The sequence below is a fragment of the Pseudoxanthomonas sp. LjRoot206 genome (genome assembly GCF_056175725.1).
This window is the reverse complement of sequence record NZ_JBGFFI010000006.1, coordinates 1-15774: the sequence shown is the minus strand read 5'-3', so window position 1 is coordinate 15774 and position 15774 is coordinate 1. Positions and strand designations below refer to the sequence as shown.

The 15774-nt window shown below is 67.9% G+C and carries 18 protein-coding genes; 13 read left to right on the top strand and 5 right to left on the bottom strand.

Translation table 11 applies throughout. The features are described from left to right. The first annotated feature begins 23 nt into the window (after window positions 1-23). Window positions 24-632 carry a protein-methionine-sulfoxide reductase heme-binding subunit MsrQ gene (gene msrQ, locus AC04MD_RS17630; protein ID WP_475498809.1) on the top strand — a complete coding sequence of 203 codons (609 nt, stop codon included), beginning with the start codon at window positions 24-26 and terminating at the stop codon, window positions 630-632. Here msrQ and AC04MD_RS17625 read toward each other — a convergent pair. Beyond that, a complete protein-coding gene (locus AC04MD_RS17625) occupies window positions 601-1404 on the bottom strand; it encodes an FHA domain-containing protein (protein ID WP_475498571.1) in 804 nt (267 codons plus the stop codon). The two genes, msrQ and AC04MD_RS17625, sit on opposite strands and share 32 nt — an antisense overlap. 99 nt (window positions 1405-1503) lie before the next feature. On the opposite strand from AC04MD_RS17625, the gene AC04MD_RS17620 reads away from it, so the two are divergent. Next, window positions 1504-1779 carry a polyhydroxyalkanoic acid system family protein gene (locus AC04MD_RS17620; RefSeq protein WP_192314265.1) on the top strand — a complete coding sequence of 92 codons (276 nt, stop codon included), beginning with the start codon at window positions 1504-1506 and terminating at the stop codon, window positions 1777-1779. Here AC04MD_RS17620 and AC04MD_RS17615 read toward each other — a convergent pair. Beyond that, entirely contained in the window at window positions 1776-2492 is a 717-nt protein-coding gene (locus AC04MD_RS17615) for a DUF8198 family protein (protein ID WP_475498570.1), read from the bottom strand. The genes AC04MD_RS17620 and AC04MD_RS17615 overlap by 4 nt on opposite strands. Window positions 2493-2579: 87 nt before the next feature. Here AC04MD_RS17615 and AC04MD_RS17610 point away from each other — a divergent pair, with 87 nt between their 5' ends. The 4 genes from AC04MD_RS17610 to AC04MD_RS17595 all read left to right on the top strand — a co-directional run bounded on the left by AC04MD_RS17610 (window position 2580) and on the right by AC04MD_RS17595 (window position 6169). Continuing rightward, on the top strand, window positions 2580-3824 hold the full coding sequence (locus tag AC04MD_RS17610) for a patatin-like phospholipase family protein (RefSeq protein WP_475498569.1): 1245 nt from the start codon (window positions 2580-2582) through the stop codon (window positions 3822-3824). A gap of 94 nt (window positions 3825-3918) precedes the next feature. Further along, window positions 3919-4482 (top strand): phasin family protein, encoded by a 564-nt coding sequence (locus AC04MD_RS17605; RefSeq protein WP_475498568.1) that lies wholly within the window; start codon window positions 3919-3921, stop codon window positions 4480-4482. A 238-nt stretch (window positions 4483-4720) separates the two neighbouring features. Further along, entirely contained in the window at window positions 4721-5665 is a 945-nt protein-coding gene (locus AC04MD_RS17600; RefSeq protein ID WP_475498567.1) for a restriction endonuclease, read from the top strand. A gap of 84 nt (window positions 5666-5749) precedes the next feature. After that, a complete protein-coding gene (locus tag AC04MD_RS17595) occupies window positions 5750-6169 on the top strand; it encodes a group II truncated hemoglobin (RefSeq protein WP_475498566.1) in 420 nt (139 codons plus the stop codon). 156 nt (window positions 6170-6325) lie between these two features. Here AC04MD_RS17595 and AC04MD_RS17590 read toward each other — a convergent pair whose 3' ends face one another. Further along, window positions 6326-8314 (bottom strand): SDR family oxidoreductase, encoded by a 1989-nt coding sequence (locus AC04MD_RS17590; protein WP_475498565.1) that lies wholly within the window; start codon window positions 8312-8314, stop codon window positions 6326-6328. Between the two features lie 151 nt (window positions 8315-8465). On the opposite strand from AC04MD_RS17590, the gene AC04MD_RS17585 reads away from it, so the two are divergent. Beyond that, the gene (locus AC04MD_RS17585; RefSeq protein WP_475498564.1) at window positions 8466-8723 is read left to right on the top strand and encodes an acyl-CoA-binding protein; all 258 of its coding nucleotides are present in this window, start codon (window positions 8466-8468) and stop codon (window positions 8721-8723) included. Continuing rightward, window positions 8724-9350, top strand: a complete 627-nt coding sequence (locus tag AC04MD_RS17580) for a TetR/AcrR family transcriptional regulator (protein ID WP_192267855.1) — start codon at window positions 8724-8726, stop codon at window positions 9348-9350. Window positions 9351-9470: 120 nt separating this feature from the next. Here AC04MD_RS17580 and AC04MD_RS17575 read toward each other — a convergent pair whose 3' ends face one another. Next, window positions 9471-10424, bottom strand: a complete 954-nt coding sequence (locus AC04MD_RS17575; RefSeq protein WP_475498563.1) for a helix-turn-helix transcriptional regulator — start codon at window positions 10422-10424, stop codon at window positions 9471-9473. Window positions 10425-10511: 87 nt separating this feature from the next. Between AC04MD_RS17575 and AC04MD_RS17570 the strand changes: the two genes are divergently transcribed. After that, window positions 10512-10919: a GFA family protein gene (locus AC04MD_RS17570; RefSeq protein WP_475498562.1), complete on the top strand. Its 408-nt coding sequence runs from the start codon at window positions 10512-10514 to the stop codon at window positions 10917-10919. A 68-nt stretch (window positions 10920-10987) separates the two neighbouring features. On the opposite strand, the gene AC04MD_RS17565 is transcribed toward AC04MD_RS17570, so the two are convergent. Further along, window positions 10988-11401: a phasin family protein gene (locus AC04MD_RS17565; RefSeq protein WP_475498561.1), complete on the bottom strand. Its 414-nt coding sequence runs from the start codon at window positions 11399-11401 to the stop codon at window positions 10988-10990. Window positions 11402-11566: 165 nt separating this feature from the next. Here AC04MD_RS17565 and AC04MD_RS17560 point away from each other — a divergent pair, with 165 nt between their 5' ends. From AC04MD_RS17560 to AC04MD_RS17545, 4 genes are all read left to right on the top strand, one after another. Further along, the gene (locus tag AC04MD_RS17560; RefSeq protein WP_475498560.1) at window positions 11567-12421 is read left to right on the top strand and encodes a hypothetical protein; all 855 of its coding nucleotides are present in this window, start codon (window positions 11567-11569) and stop codon (window positions 12419-12421) included. Then, window positions 12405-12965, top strand: coding sequence for a hypothetical protein (locus AC04MD_RS17555; protein WP_475498559.1), 561 nt, complete (start codon window positions 12405-12407; stop codon window positions 12963-12965). Before AC04MD_RS17560 ends, AC04MD_RS17555 begins: the two co-directional genes overlap by 17 nt. A 340-nt stretch (window positions 12966-13305) precedes the next feature. After that, entirely contained in the window at window positions 13306-14517 is a 1212-nt protein-coding gene (locus tag AC04MD_RS17550; protein WP_475498558.1) for a flagellin, read from the top strand. A gap of 81 nt (window positions 14518-14598) precedes the next feature. Further along, window positions 14599-15771: a flagellin gene (locus AC04MD_RS17545; protein WP_475498557.1), complete on the top strand. Its 1173-nt coding sequence runs from the start codon at window positions 14599-14601 to the stop codon at window positions 15769-15771. Window positions 15772-15774 lie beyond the last annotated feature (3 nt).

Sequence of the window (15774 nt, the reverse complement as noted above, 5' to 3'; positions counted from 1 at the left end):
CCGGACGCAAGCCATCGGCTGGCCTGGTCGCCGCGAAGGCGGCGGTGCACGCACTGGCGCTGACGCCACTGGCCATCCTCGCCTGGCAGTTCTACGACGTCTGGCAGACCGGCAGCGACGCGCTGGGCGCGGACCCGGTGGCGGAAATCGAGCACCGCACCGGCCTGTGGGCGCTGCGCTTCCTGATGATCGCACTGGCGGTCACCCCCCTGCGGCAGCTGACGGGCCAGTCGGTGCTGCTGCGCTACCGGCGCATGCTGGGGCTGTACGCGTTCTTCTACGCCACGCTGCACCTGGGCGTGTACCTGGGCCTGGACCTGCGCGGCTACTGGACGCAGATCTTCGAGGAGATCGTGAAGCGTCCCTACATCACGGTCGGATTCGCGGCCTGGCTGTTGCTGGTGCCGCTGGCGATCACCTCGACGCAGGGCTGGATGCGCCGCCTCGGCCGCCGCTGGGGCCAGCTGCACAAGCTCGTCTATGCCATCGGCGTGCTGGCGGTGCTGCACTTCTGGTGGCTGGTGAAGTCCGACATCCGCGAGCCGCTGCTGTATGCCGCCATCCTGGCGAGCCTGCTCGGCTGGCGGGCCTGGACGTCGTTCAGCCGGCGCCGAACAGCAGCAGCGCGCTGAGCGCGCCCGCCATCAGCAACGCCGCGAGCAGCAGCCAGGGCCAGCGCAAGGCCGAAGACGACGGCTTCGCCACGACGGCACGCTCGGCGGATGCGTCGTCGGCATCGTCCGCGGCTGCCGCCTCCTCCAGCTTCGCGCTCGGCGCCCACGGCACTTCCAGCACGAACCGGTGCTGGGCGTCGAAGACGATCTGGTCGCCGGCGACCAGCAGCGCGTCGCGCACGGCCATGCCGTTGACGCGCGTGCCTTCGGACGATCCCAGGTCGCGCAGCAGCACGCGGTCGCCGCGCAGTTCCAGCCGGGCATGCCGCTCGGCGAAGGCCGGGTCGTCGACGCGGATGTGCGCATCACGGGCACGGCCGACCACGCGCGGCTGTTCCAGCGACACGCTCTTGCCGTGGTACTTGCCGCCCAGGCCGCGCAGCACCACACGCATGTCGCCCTGGCCGGCATCGCTGTCGCGCAGGTCCGACGCCGACGCATAGCCGGACTGCAGCAGCAGCTCCACGCCTTCCACGAACACCGCGTCGCCGGGACGCAACACCGCCATCCGCCTGACCGGGCGACCGTTGATGTGCACGCCGCGCATGCCGTTGGCGACCTGCAGCCACAGGCCGCGCCGGTCCACGCAGATCTGCGCCAGCAGTGCGCCCTGCAGCGCATCGCCGACGCCGATGGTGCCGGCGGCTTCGCGCACGATGCGGTGCACACCGGTGGTGAGCGGCCGGTCCGGTGCGGGGCGATTGCTGAAATGAAGTCTGAGGTTCTGCACGCGCCGGAGCCTATCAGGTTGGCGCACGGCGAGGCAGTCCCGGCTTGGCATCTTCACGCCGCGCCGCGCAGAATACCGCCACGTCACAGGAGCCCGCGCATGGCCAGCATCGATATCCAGCACCCGCATTCCAAAACGCCTGCGCAGGCGCGCAAGGCCATCGAAGGCGTGGCGAAGAAACTCGCCGAACGCTTCGACATGGACTACGGCTGGGACGGCGATACCTTGAATTTCAGCCGCTCCGGCGTGGACGGCAAGATCGCCCTGCTCGCCGACAAGCTGCGGGTCACCGCGAACCTGGGTTTCCTGCTGTCGGCGATGAAGGGCCCGATCGAGGCCGAGATCCGCCGCGTGCTGAGCGAAAAGTTCGACTAGTCGCGGAACGGATCCGGGTCGCCCGAGAACAAGCGGCGCGACACGGCCCGTTCGGTCCGTTCGATATCGCGCACGAACGCCTTGCCATCGCCCAGCGCCGCGAAGGCGGCGAAGCCCCGCTCGAGGAATCCCTGCAACTGGCCCAGCCCGGTCGCCTTGGCCGGACCGCGCGACAGCTTGAGCAGCGTGGCCACGCCGGGGGTCTTCACCGCCCGCGCCAGCCCCACGCCCACCTCGGCGATCAGGTCGATCTGGTGCCTGCGCAGGCGCGGCAACCCCACCTCACGATAGGCCTGGCCATACAGGTCGGCATCCAGCTTGCGGCGGCTCGGCGCCAGCCGGTGCAGGGCTTCGGCCATGCGCATGTCCAGCGCATGCGTCAGCACGCCCAGTTCGATGCCATGGGATACGGTCTCGAGCACCGCGCCGGGCAGCAGGCGCTGCATCATCGGCATCACCTTGGCGACGTTGGCATCCCGGCCGCTGAAGTCGTGGTCGCCATAGACGTCGGTGAGGAAGAACATGGCTGCCGCGCGCCGCTTCGGGTCCTCGAGGAAGTGCGCGAAGCTGGTTTCCAGGCGCGCGGCCTGCCAGCGCCGTACTTCCGGCAGCCAGCGCAGCCGGTTGCGCGGTTCGCGTGCCGGGTCGTGCGCGGCCTGGTGCCAGGCCAGGCGCCGGCCGACGCGTTCGATCAGCGGATTCACTCGTGCCATGGACCGCATGATCCCGGCGCATGGCGACCACCGCAACCCGCGGGCCGGTCGGCTACACTCGGAACGCAAGGTCACCACGGGTAGTACATGCTTTCGATCCACAGCGCACGGCAACGGGGCCACAACGGCAAGATCGGGCTGGCCATCGCCGGCGGCGGCCCCATCGGCGGCATGTACGAGCTGGGCGCGCTGCGCGCGCTGGACGAAGCGCTGGACGGCCTGGACCTGACCCGGATGGACTGCTACGTGGGCGTCAGCTCCGGCGCCTTCCTCGCGGCCGGGCTGGCCAACCGCATGGGTACGGCGGAGATGTGCCGCATCTTCATCACCGGCACCAGCGACGACGCCGAGTTCCGCCCCGAAACCTTCCTGCGCCCGAACGTCGGCGAGTACCTGCGCCGCGCCGCAAGCCTGCCCGGGCTGTACGCGGACTGGCTGTCGCGGCTGGTGCGCAACCCGCGCCGCGCCACGCGCTGGTCCGACCTGTTCCTGCGCTTCGGCGGGCTGGTGCCGACCGGCATCTTCGACAACGAGGAAGTCGAGCGCTTCCTGCGCGACATCTTCAGCCGGCGTGGCCGCAGCAACGACTTCCGCACGCTGGAGGCGGACCTGTTCGTGGTCGCGGTCGACCTGGACAGCGGCGAAGCCGTGCGCTTCGGCGAGCAAGGCTGGGACGACATCCCGATCTCGCGCGCCGTGCAGGCCAGCTCCGCCCTGCCCGGCCTGTACCCGCCGGTGGAAATCGGCGGCCGCCATTTCCTCGACGGTGCCCTGCGCCGCACCATGCACGCGAGCACGGTGCTGGACCGCGGCATCGACCTGATGATCGGCATCAACCCGCTGGTGCCGTTCGATGCCAACCAGGCGCTCACGCAGGCGGACGAGGCCGAACCGGTCGGCCTGGCCAGCGGCGGCCTGCCCGCCGTGCTGTCGCAGACGCTGCGCACCCTGCTGCAGTCGCGCATGCAGATCGGCATGGAGAAGTACCCGCACCGGTACCCGGACATCGACCAGCTGGTGTTCGAACCGAACGCGGACGACAGCGAGCTGTTCTTCACCAACCTCTTCAGCTTCTCGTCGCGCCACCGCGTCTGCCAGCTGGCCTACCGCAACACGCTGGCGGACCTGCGCAAGCGCGCCGCCGTGCTCAAGCCGATGCTGGCCGCGCACGGCATCCGCTACAACGAGGACATCGTCAACGACCGTCATCGTTCGATCCTGGACGGCCTCGACGTGACCCCGCGCATGACCGAGACCACCGCACGCCTGCGCCGCGCATTGGACGACGTGGACCAGCTGGTCTCGCGGCAGCGGGCGGCGCGGCGCTCCTGAGCCGATCACGGATGCGTCACCCGCTGGTGTGAAAACTCTAGACGCGGCGTCGATTCTGGCGCGCACTCCCAACACCACCCAACGACGGAACGCCATGGCCACGCTGAAGAAATCCGCACGCAAGAAGACCGCTTCCGCTTCCAAGAACGAGGACCTGCAGGCGCAGGCCGAGCAGATGTCCAAGCGCCTCGGCGAATCCGCGCAGCAGGTCTGGCTGGCCGGCGTCGGCGCATTCGGTCGCGCGCAGGCCGAAGGCACCAAGCTGTTCGAGACGCTGGTGAAGGAAGGCCTGTCGCTGGAGCACGTCACGCGCAAGGCCGCCGGTGGCAAGGCGCAGGCCATGCGTGACGCGGTCGAGACCACGGTCGGCCAGGCACGCGAACGCGCCTCGGATACGTGGGATCGGCTGGAAAAAGTCTTCGAGGAACGCGTGCACCGCGCGCTGCGCCGCCTGGAAGTGCCGAGCCGCGAAGATCTTTCCGCGCTTATCGATCGCGTCGACGCGCTTAACGCGGAACTGCGCAAGCTCGGCGGCGCACCGGCCGCCAAACCCGCGCGCGCAGCGCGTCCGCGCAAGGCCGCCGTCAAGAAACCGGCGCCTGCCGCAGCGAAGAAAACGCCCGCCAAACGTGCATCGCGCAAGAAGGCTGCACCATAAGGCGGCAATGATGTTTCTCGCGCTTTTCTGAACAGTTTTTTGTTGCGCGGCAGCATCGAATGACGTAACAATCATTCCGCCCGCCAGTCCACCGAAGTTCGTTTGCTCCCCTCCCCTTACGACTTCGGACTGGCGGGCGCTTGCTTGCCCTCCGGCATTCGACCGGACGATCACAGACATGCGCAGGGCCGGCCCGGTAGAATCGCGGGTCAAATAACAACAACGCTGCCCGCGCAACATGTCCATCTGGCTCATTGGCCTGGCCGTCACTTTGGTGAGCGGTATCGCCGCCACTCTCTACTTCTGGCTGGTCCGCCGCCCCCGCGACGAAATGTCCTACGGCCTGCACGCGCTGTCTGGGCTGCGCTGGCGCGAGTTCTCCAAACTGGTGCTTGCGGCGATGGCGGAACGGGGCCTGGTGGAAGCCGCACCGGAGACGCAGGAATCGCGTGAGCCGCAATCGACCTTCCTGCTCGCGCGTGGCGACGAGCGCTGGCTGCTGTCCTGCAAGCACGGATCGGCCTATCGGATCGCCGCCGCGCCGGTACAGGAACTCGCGGCCAGCATCCGCCTGGGCGCCGCCCAAGGCGGCATCCTGGCCACCGAGGGCAAGGTGGAGAAGGAAGGCCGCGACGCCGCCCAGGGCACCACGATCGAGCTGCTCGATGGACCGCGCCTGTGGCCGGAAGTCCGCCATCTGGTCGAACCTGCCCTGCGCGAGCAGATCACCCACTACGCGTCCGGCCGCGCCAAGCGCCACTCCAGCATCTCGTGGCTGGGCGCCGTCACCCTGGGCGCGCTGGCGATGGTCGCCTGGTCCGGCACGCACCCGAAAACCGAGGAAGCGGCCGCGCCTGCGCCCGCCGCTGTCGCGCGCCCCCCAGCACCCGCCGCGCCTGCTCCGGTCGCGCAGGAAAGCTTCCACGAACCGACGGAAGCGGAACTGGAAGTGCAGATGGCCAACGTGTTGAAGGCGCTGTCGAAGACCCCGGGCATCACCCGCGGCGTCTGGCAGACCAAGCTGACCCTCAGCATCGACCGGGTGGCCAGCGAGAAGGAAGTCTGGCCGTGGATCTGCCTGGAGCTGGAGCGTTACCCGGCCCTGCGCGCCAGCCGCGTGCAGCTCAACCCGCCGCCGGGCAGCAGCGAACCGGTGCGCTGGCGCCAGTGCAAGACGATGTGAGCCTGCGCGCGCCGCGACGTTCGGTCGCTGTGCGCGCCATCGCCGCCGGGGGATGATCCCGCGATCGTCCCGCCTTTGATCCCAATGACCGACGCTCCCACCTTGTACGACCGCATCGGCGGCGAAGCCGGCCTGCGCCGGATGACGCAGCGCATGTATGCGCTGATGGATACGCTGCCGGAAGCGGCGGCCGTGCGTGCACAGCATCCGGACACGCTCGATGGCAGCGAGCAGAAGCTGTTCGAGTTCCTCAGCGGCTGGCTGGGTGGTCCGCCGTTGTTCACCCAGAAGCACGGCGCGCCGATGTTGCGGGCCCGCCACCTGCCGTTCCGGATCGGCATGGAGGAAGCGAGCGGCTGGCTGGCGTGCTTCCATGGTGCGATGGCGGAGACGGTGGATGACGTGGAGCTCCGAGACGTCATCTGGTCGCGGATCGAACCACTGGCGTTGCATATGCGAAACATGCAGGCGGTGCCGTTGCGATGGGCGGACAGCACCCCGTAGCACGAGCACGCGGTCACCGCTGTAGGAGGGCCTTCAGGCCCGACCTGAACGTCTCAGCATTCGTGCGCACTGGTAACGAACGAGGACCCACGTAAGCAGCTCGCTTTTCGGGCAGCCATGGTCGGGCCTGAAGGCCCTCCTACACACGAGCTGCCGCTACCAGTGCACGCCCCGCATCAGCGAGGCGAAGGCGATCTGCTCCTGGCTCGGCGCGGCCTCCTTCAGCGCCTTGCGGTCGCCCTTGGCCGCAGCCGAGTCCGGGAACAGCTCGAACGCAGTGTTCATCACCACCTCGTAGGCCTTCGGCGCCACGGCGTTGACCAAGGCGGCGAAGATGCCCAGGCGCGTCGCGATGCGGCTCGGCTTCTCGATGATCGCCTTGACCAGCAGGTCGGCGGCTTCTTCGGGCGACAGCGTAGGCACGCTATCGTACATCTTGGTGGGCGCGATCATCGGCGTCTTCACCAGCGGCATGTTGATCGTGGTGAAGCTGATGCCCTTGCCCGACAGTTCGCCCTGCGCGCAACGGCTGAACGCGTCCAGCGCCGCCTTCGACGCCACGTACGCCGAGAAGCGCGGCGAGTTGGCGAGCACGCCGATCGAGCTGATGTTGATGATGTGGCCCTTGCGGCGCTCCGTCATCGTCGGCAGGAAGCCCATGATCAAGCGGATGCTGCCGAAGTAGTTCAGCTGCATCGTGCGCTCGAAATCGTGGAAGCGGTCGTAGCTGGCCTCGATGGAGCGGCGGATCGAGCGGCCGGCGTTGTTGATCAGGATGTCGACGTGCCCGTGCTCGTCCAGCACGGTCTTCACCAGCCGGTCGCAGTCCGCCATGTCGGCGAGATCGGCGGTGTAGGCGAATACCTTGCCGCCGGCCTTCTTCATGTCGTCGCGGGCCTTGAACAGCTCCTCCTCGCCACGCGCGACGATGATCGTGGTCGCGCCCGCTTCGGCGACGCGCTGCGCGGTGGACAGGCCGATGCCCGACGAGCCGCCGGTGATCACCACGACCTTGTTGCGCACCTTACCCTTCAGCGAGCGGTCGATGAACAGGTCCGGGTCCAGATGGCGTTCCCAGTAGTCCCACAAGCGCCATGCGTAGTCGTCCAGGCGCGGCACCGCAATGCCGCTGCCCTTCAGCGCGCGCTCGGTCTCGCGGCTGTCGAAGCGCGTCGGATAGGTGATGAACTTCAGCACTTCCTTCGGGATCTTGAAGTCGCGCAGCAGCATGCCGATGAAGCGCCGCACCGGCGGCAGGTTGCCGACCGCGGTACGGATACCGCCTGGCACGAACGCGAACATGCGCGCATCCAGGCGCATGGTCATCTCGGGGGCGTGGCCGGCGCGGGCGAAGGTGTTCAGCACCTCACCCACGCGCATCGGTTCCGGATCGGTCAGGTGGAAGGTATGGCCATCCAGCTTCGGCTTGTGCGCGATGTGGTCCATCGCATCGGCGACGAAATCCACCGGCACGATGTTGATGCGCCCGCCCTCGACACCGAGCACCGGCATCCACGGCGGCAGCAGTTCGCGCAGCTTCTTGATCAGGGTGAAGAAATAGTACGGTCCGTCGATCTTGTCGATCTCGCCGGTCTTCGAGTGGCCGACCACCATGCCGGGACGGTAGATGCGCCACTTGATGCGGGTTTCCTTGCGCACCAGGCCTTCGGACTCGTGCTTGGTGCGCAGGTAGGGATCGTCCAGCCCCTCGGCTTCGTCGAACATGTCCTCGCGGAAGATGCCCGGGTACAGGCCTGCGGCGGCGATGGAACTGGTGTGGTGGAAGCAGCCGGCCTTGAGCGCAGCGGCCAGGTCGAGCGCATGCTGGGTGCCGTCGATGTTCGCGGCCTGCTGCGACTCGCGGCTGGCGGTCAGGTCGTAGATGGCGGCCAGATGAAAGAAATGCTTCACCTTGCCGGTGAGCGCGCGCAGCTGGGCGGGTGTCAGCCCGCACTTGGGCTTGGTCATGTCGCCCTGCACCACGGACACGCGCTTCATGTCCCAGCCGGCTTTCTTGGCGATGGCGTCGAATTTCTTCTGCGAGTCCTTGCGGACCAGCACGTGGACCGTCCCGCTGCGCTTGAGGAGGTTACCGACCAGGTAGCGGCCAATGAATCCCGTGGCGCCCGTGACGAAATAGCTCATGACGACCCAATCCTCGATTTTCGTGGGCCAGCCCCTCCGACCGCCCTGCGGGCTAACTTGCCAGAGCCGCCCACGTTCGACAATCCCGTCACGGATTGACCGTCCCCACCGCCCGTGGTGTGATGGCCACGATCACTGGGAGGGATCATCCATGGCAGATCTGAAGAGCGCGTTCGAGCAGGCATCCAAGGACATCCAGACGCTGACCGAGCGCCCGGACAACGACACGCTGCTGCGGCTGTACGGCCTGTACAAGCAAGGATCGGAGGGCGACGTGAAGGGCGACAAGCCCGGCTTCTTCGATTTCGTCGGCACCGCCAAGTACGAGGCGTGGGCCAAGCTGAAGGGCACGGCGCCGGAAGACGCGCAGAAGAAGTACGTGGACCTGGTGAAGAAGCTCACCACGTAAGTGGCGCGCGACACCCGCCAGCGCATCCTCGACGCCGCCCTGGCGATGTTCAACACGCAGGGCGAGCCGCACGTCACCACCAACCACATCGCCGACGAGCTGGAAATCAGCCCGGGCAACCTGTACTACCACTTCCGCAACAAGGACGACATCATCGAGCAGCTCTTCGCCCGCTACGAAGAGCGCATGGATGCCGCGCTGACGCCGCCGACCGACCGGCTGCCGGGACTGGAGGACATCTGGCTGCAGCTGCACCTGGTGTTCGAATGCATCTGGGACTACCGCTTCCTGTACCGCGACCTGGTCGAGATCCTCAGCCGCAACCGCCGCCTGCGGCTGCGCTTCGCCCGCATCCTCAAGCGCGCCGACGACAGCGCACATGCGGTGATGCGCGGCATGGGCCACGCCGGCGTGATGCGCGCGTCCGCTGCCGAACTCGCCGCCACCGCCACCAATGTCCTGGTGATTTCCACCTTCTGGCTGAACTACGCCGCCACCCGCGGCGAGAAGGACGAACAGGCCGCGATCCGCCAGGGCATCGTGCAGGTGATGATGCTGGTGGCACCGTTCCTGCGCGATGCCGAGCGCGTGCACCTGAACACGTTGACGCAGGCGTATACCGAGTAGCCTGCGCCGCATGTGCAGGAGGGGCTTCAGCCCCGACGCTTTATCCCCAGACTCCAGCGAACAGGCCTGCAAGCGTCGGGGCTGAAGCCCCGCCTACATCGGCCTAGGCAATGCGATGGATCAGGCGGCGGCCAGCGCCGCGCCCAGGCGGGTCGACGCCGCGCGCAGTTCGGGCAGCAGTCCGCGATCGTCGACGATCTCGAAGTCCGGGCCGATCAGCGCCATCAGTGCGAGCAGCGCATCGATCGATTCGGCCCCCAACTCGAGCATGCAGTGGTGCGCGTCGCCGGCCTCGAGGATGCCGCACCATGTCGGTACACGCGTGGCCTGCTCTTCGATGGAGCCCGGCAGCCGCAGGCGGATCTGGTAGCGGGTGAAGGGCTGGGTGATCGACTTGGCCACGTAGTCCGCCACGTCGCCGGGGAACTCGCGCGGCGGGAACTGCGTGCCGGTGTCGTGCAGCGACTGGACGCGGTCGACCCGGAACGTGCGCCAGTCCTCGCGCTTCAGGTCCCACGCGACCAGGTACCAGCGGCTGCCGGTGTGCACCAGGCGCAGGGGTTCGATCAGGCGCTCGGTGGCGCGCTGGCTGCGGTCGCGGTAATGCATGCGCAGGCGGAAGCCGTCGCGGCAGGCGGCGGCGATGCGCAGCAGCAGGTCCACGTCGGAGGTCGGCACGCCGCCGGCCAGCGACAAGGTGACCGAGTACAGCGCGCTGGCGCGCTTGCGCAGCCGCGCCGGCAACCACTGGTCGAGCTTGGACAGCAGGCGCAGCGCCGTGTCCTCCATCCGTCCCACGCTGGCCGCCGCGGTGCGCAGGGCCACGGCGACCGCAACGGCCTCGTCGTCCTCCAGCAGCACCGGCGGCATCGCCGAGCCGGACCCGAGCCGGTAGCCGCCTCCCAGTCCCGGCGAGGCGTCGATCGGATAGCCCAGCTCGCGCAGGCGCTCGACGTCGCGGCGGAGGGTGCGGCGGTCGACTTCCAGTCGCTGGCTCAGCTCGGCGCCGGTCCAGTGGCGACGGGACTGCATCAACGACAGCAGGCGGAGCAGGCGATTGGAGGTGCTGAGCATGGGGCCAGTATGCACGCCTATTGAGGACTGATGCTGTCCTCGATCACCGCGACAATGGCACCCCACATCCCATCAGGAATGCGCCAGATGACCGTCCAGACCTACCAGGGCAGTTGCCACTGCGGTGCCGTGCGCTACGACGTCGACCTCGACCTGGGCGCCGGCAGTGGCCGCTGCAACTGCTCGATCTGCACCAAGACCCGCTATTGGGGGATGGTGGTGAAGCCCGACGCGTTCCGCCTGCTGCAGGGCGAAGACGCCCTCACCCGCTATCCCTTCGGCAGCGGCGTGGCGGAACACCTGTTCTGCAGGCACTGCGGCGTGAAGTCCTTCGGCCGCGGCGAGCTGGAGGTGCTGGGCGGGCGCTATTACTCGGTGAACCTGTCCTGCCTGGACGATGTGGAGCCTGCCCTGCTGGCGGAGATCCCGATCCGCTACGCCAACGGGCGCGACAACGACTGGTTCTCCGAGCCCGCGGTCACCCGCCACCTTTAAACAAGTCGCCATGAAAGAACGCCCCGGCATGCCGGGGCGTTCCTGTTCTCGGCGCTTGTCGCCAGCGGTCAGGCGCGACTGCGGCGTGCCGGGCGCTTCGTCGCGGCCTTGCGCGGCGTGGAGGCCGCACGCGTGCGCTTGGCGGCCGGCTTCTTGCGGGTGCGGGCCGCCGGCTTGCGGGCAGGCTTCTTCAGGCCGAGCTTGGCCAGCACGGGCTGCAGGCGGGCTTCGACGTCGGCACTGAAGCGCTCCACGCTGGCTTCGCCTTGCTCGCGGACGTCCGCCAGGCGCCCCAGCACATCGCGCTGAGCCTGACCGGCCAGGGCTTCCGCCTGCTGGCGTGCTGCCTGCAGGCGATCGCCGGCATCGGCGACGGCGGCAATGGCTTCGCGGCGGGCGACCGCGATCACGCCGAGTCCGGCGAGCCAGACGTGGCGCAGGGTGGGTTCGGGGGTCTTGCGGGAGGTCTTCTTGGCGGCCATGGGGGCGATCCACATGCCGACCGCGATGGCCGGCTTCCATGACGGGATGCTGTCCGGCCTGCGTCGAGCAATCACACTATTGGCCGTTGAGGCGATGGATTGCGTAGGGGTTGCCTGCGGACCGCGTTCGCGGCGATGCTCGCCGCACCTTGGGAGGGATGACCGATGGCAGCTAAATCTTCGAAGTGGGCTCCGTTTCCTCACGACGCCAAGGCGTACGCCTATGCCGGCGATGCGCTGAAGAAGGCCTGGCCCGCACTGCATGCCGGCGACCAGGAACCCTATCCGGACGAAAAACGCGCCAAGGCGTTGATCGCCGCCGCCGGCAAGGCCGCCAAGGGCATCGAGGCGGCGGACCTTGCGCAGCGGCTGCAGGACGCCTGGCGCGCGTTCCACCACGGCGACTTCCAGGCCGCCTACGAAGCCGGCGATGCCCTCGGGCCGCTGGGCGCCTCGGTCGCGGTGAAGGCCATGGGCATCCACGCCACCTATCTGGTGGAGGACGAGGCCGAACAGCTGAAGCGCTTCGAGCAGGCCGCCAAGCTGGCCGAGGCCGCGATCAAGGTGCTGCCCGACGAAGCCAACAGCCACTACCGGCATGCGTTCGCGCTCGGCCGCTACAGCCAGGGCCTGAGCATCGCCAAGGCGCTCAAGCAGGGCATCGCCGGCAAGGTCCGCGCCGCGCTGGACGCGACGCTGGAGCGCGAGCCCAAGCATGCCGAAGCGCATACCGCGCTGGCGCTCTATCACGCCGAGATCATCGACAAGATCGGCGCGATGATCGGCGGCCTGACCTACGGCGCCAAGGCCGGCGAAGCCGAATCGCACATCAAGACCGCGCTCAAGCTGACGCCGGACTCGCCCATCGCGCACGTCGAGTACGCCAACGTGCTGCTGCTCCTGCATGGCGACAAGAAGGAAGACACGGCCGCCGCCTCGTTCGAGAAAGCCGGCAAGCTGAAACCGCGCGACGCCATGGAAGCGCTGGATGCCGCCCACGCGAATGCGCAGATCGAGTAAGACGCTGCCGATGGTGCTGGCCGCCTGGCTGGCCGGCACGGCAGTCCTGTCGTCCGCGCAGTCGGTTCGTACCGTGCCACCGCCCGTCCCCGATGGACCGACGGATACGCTGATCGACGCCCTCGCCTGTCGCACGGCTGCTGCCGACCTGCGCGGCCTGCTGCCGCGACTGCGGCGCGAGCGTCCCACCGAATTCACCCAGACCGAACGCCAGTACAGCGCGCCGGCGATGGACCTCTATCGCCTCGCCGAACCCGCGACGGCATGGGGACACCAAAGCGATGCGGTCGTCATCACCGACAACCGCGTGCTGTTGCTGGTGGACAGCCCGATCGAACAGGCCACCGCGCAACTCGAACGTGCGCTGGAAGAAAGCAAGGACGCTCCGCTGTCCGGCGCACTCGACGATGCGCACGCGCTGGTGGTGTATCCCGGCGAACATCCCGGCCTGCAGGGACGCACCCTGGTCGGTTGCGAATACCGCATACCCGATCTCTCGCTGCTCGACGATCCCGACGACGCCTGGCGAAAACCCGCCCGCTGATCGCCGCCGTGCGCGCCCTGCGCATGTGATGCCACGACTGCTTTCATCGCGCCACGTGCGGTGGCGCCCTGCGCGTTCCCAGGCCCTACCCAGCGGACGCGGCGCGCTTAACGGCACCCGCCGACCCTTCTTTAGGGCCGCCATCACGCTTTTCGCATCCCGCTGAAACCCCTTGCCAGCAAGGGTTTCGGTGCCCTAGCACATTTTTTTCAGCATGCCCTAAAGGTTTTTTTGGCAGCGCCGTTATTCATTTCGCAACACGAAGACGACTAGCCCAACAAAACAAACCGGCAGCGTCTTTTCCCTTCAACGCCGTGAATCCAAATAAGAGGAGACGAACATGGCACAGGTAATCAACACCAACACGATGTCGCTCAACGCTCAGCGCAACCTGAGCACCAGCGGCGCCTCTCTGGCCACCACCATCCAGCGCCTGTCGTCGGGCCTGCGCATCAACAGTGCGAAGGACGACGCCGCCGGTCTGGCCATTTCCGAACGCTTCAGCACCCAGATCCGCGGCCTCGACGTCGCCGTGCGCAATGCCAACGACGGCATCTCGCTGGCCCAGGTCGCCGAAGGCTCGCTGACCGAGATCGGCAACAACCTGCAGCGCATCCGCGAACTGGCCGTGCAGTCCTCCAACGCCAGCAACTCCGCGTCCGACCGCGCCGCACTGAATGCCGAAGTCAAGCAGCTGACCTCCGAAATCGACCGCGTCGCCAAGCAGGCCGACTTCAACGGCACCAAGCTGCTGGACGGCTCGTTCACCAGCCAGCTGTTCCAGGTCGGCGCCAACGCTGGCCAGGCCATCGCCATCGACAAGGTGGTCGACGCCCGCGCGCAGACGCTGGGCGGCGTGACCTTCGCCAACCTCTACACCGGCACTGCGCTGGGCACGGATGCGGCCGCGGCCGACACCACGTTCTCGCAGTTGCAGGTCACCGTCACCCCGACCGGCGGCACCGCGACCACGGTCGACATCGGCGCCTTCGAAGTGAAGGCCGGCCAGTCGATCACCCAGGGCGCGGCCGCTGCGCTGAACGCCCGACTGGGCGAGACCGGCGTGTACGCCGAGGTCAAGGCGGGCGTCATCAACCTGACCGGCATCAAGGGTGGCCAGGAGTTCGCCCTCGCCTTCGGCGGCCCCGTCGTCGCCGGCGCCACCGTCTCGACGGCCGCCAACCTGGGCCTGACCGAAACCAGCACCAACGGTGGCGATCTGGCGGCGGCCGGCTCGTTCGTCCAGTCGCTGGACATCACCACCTTCGCCGGCGCGCAGCGCGCCCTGGAAGTGGTGGACAAGGCCCTGACCTCGGTCAACGGCGCCCGCGCCGACCTGGGTGCCATCCAGAACCGCTTCACCTCGGTGGTCGCGAACCTGCAGACCAGCTCCGAGAACCTGGCCGCCTCGCGCAGCCGCATCCGCGACACCGACTTCGCCAAGGAAACCGCCGAACTGACCCGCACCCAGATCCTGCAGCAGGCCGGTACGGCCATGCTGGCCCAGGCCAACCAGGTGCCGCAGAACGTGATGTCCCTGCTGCGGAACTAACCCTTTGACGTCCCGGGTTGCACGGCCGGGCAGCGTTGACCACTCCACCCCCCGTGCGACACACGCCTAAGGAAAACTCTCATGGCACAGGTAATCAACACCAACACGATGTCGTTGAATGCTCAGCGTAACCTGAGCACCAGCGGCGCCTCGCTGGCCACGACCATCCAGCGTCTGTCGTCGGGTCTCCGCATCAACAGCGCCAAGGACGACGCGGCCGGTCTGGCCATCTCCGAACGCTTCAGCACGCAGATCCGCGGCCTGGACGTCGCCGTCCGCAACGCGAACGACGGCATCTCGCTGGCACAGGTCGCCGAAGGCTCGCTGACCGAAATCGGCAACAACCTGCAGCGCATCCGTGAGCTGTCGGTGCAGTCGGCCAACGCGACGAACTCCTCGTCCGACCGCGCCGCGCTGAACGCCGAAGTCAAGCAGCTGACCGCCGAAATCGACCGCGTCGCCAAGCAGTCCGAGTTCAACGGCACCAAGCTGCTGGACGGTTCGTTCTCCAGCCAGCTGTTCCAGGTCGGCGCCAACGCCGGCCAGGCCATCGCCATCGACAAGACCGTCGATGCGAAGGCGAACGCCCTGGGCGGCGCCCAGTTCGCCACCGGCACGATCGCGGCGGTGACCGGCACGGACAACACCGACCAGGTGGTGGCCGCGTTCACCATCACGGACAGCAAGGGCACGGCGGTCAGCTTCGACGCCTTGACCGTGAAGAGCGTCGGCCTGGCCGCCGCCAACGCCAGCGAAACCGGCAAGCAGTTGGCCGCGCACATCAACAGCAAGGTCGGTGAGACCGGTGTCTATGCTGAAGCCAACGCTGCGGGCGCCGTCACCCTGACCTCGGTCAAGGACAGCGTCAACAGCAGCGGTGCGTTCACCGCGTTCGCCACCACCGCGGCCGGCTACACCGCCGGTGCCGCCCCGACCAGGCAGTACGCCAGCAATCTGGACATCAGCTCGGTCAAGGGTGCGCAGCAGGCGCTGGAGATCGTCGACAAGGCGCTGACCTCGGTCAACGGCGCGCGTGCCGACCTGGGTGCGGTGCAGAACCGCTTCACCTCGGTGGTCGCCAACCTGCAGACCAGCTCCGAGAACCTGGCCGCCTCGCGCAGCCGCATCCGCGATACCGACTTCGCCAAGGAAACCGCCGAACTGACCCGCACCCAGATCCTGCAGCAGGCCGGTACGGCCATGCTGGCCCAGGCCAACCAGGTGCCGCAGAACGTGATGTCCCTGCTGCGTTAAGCC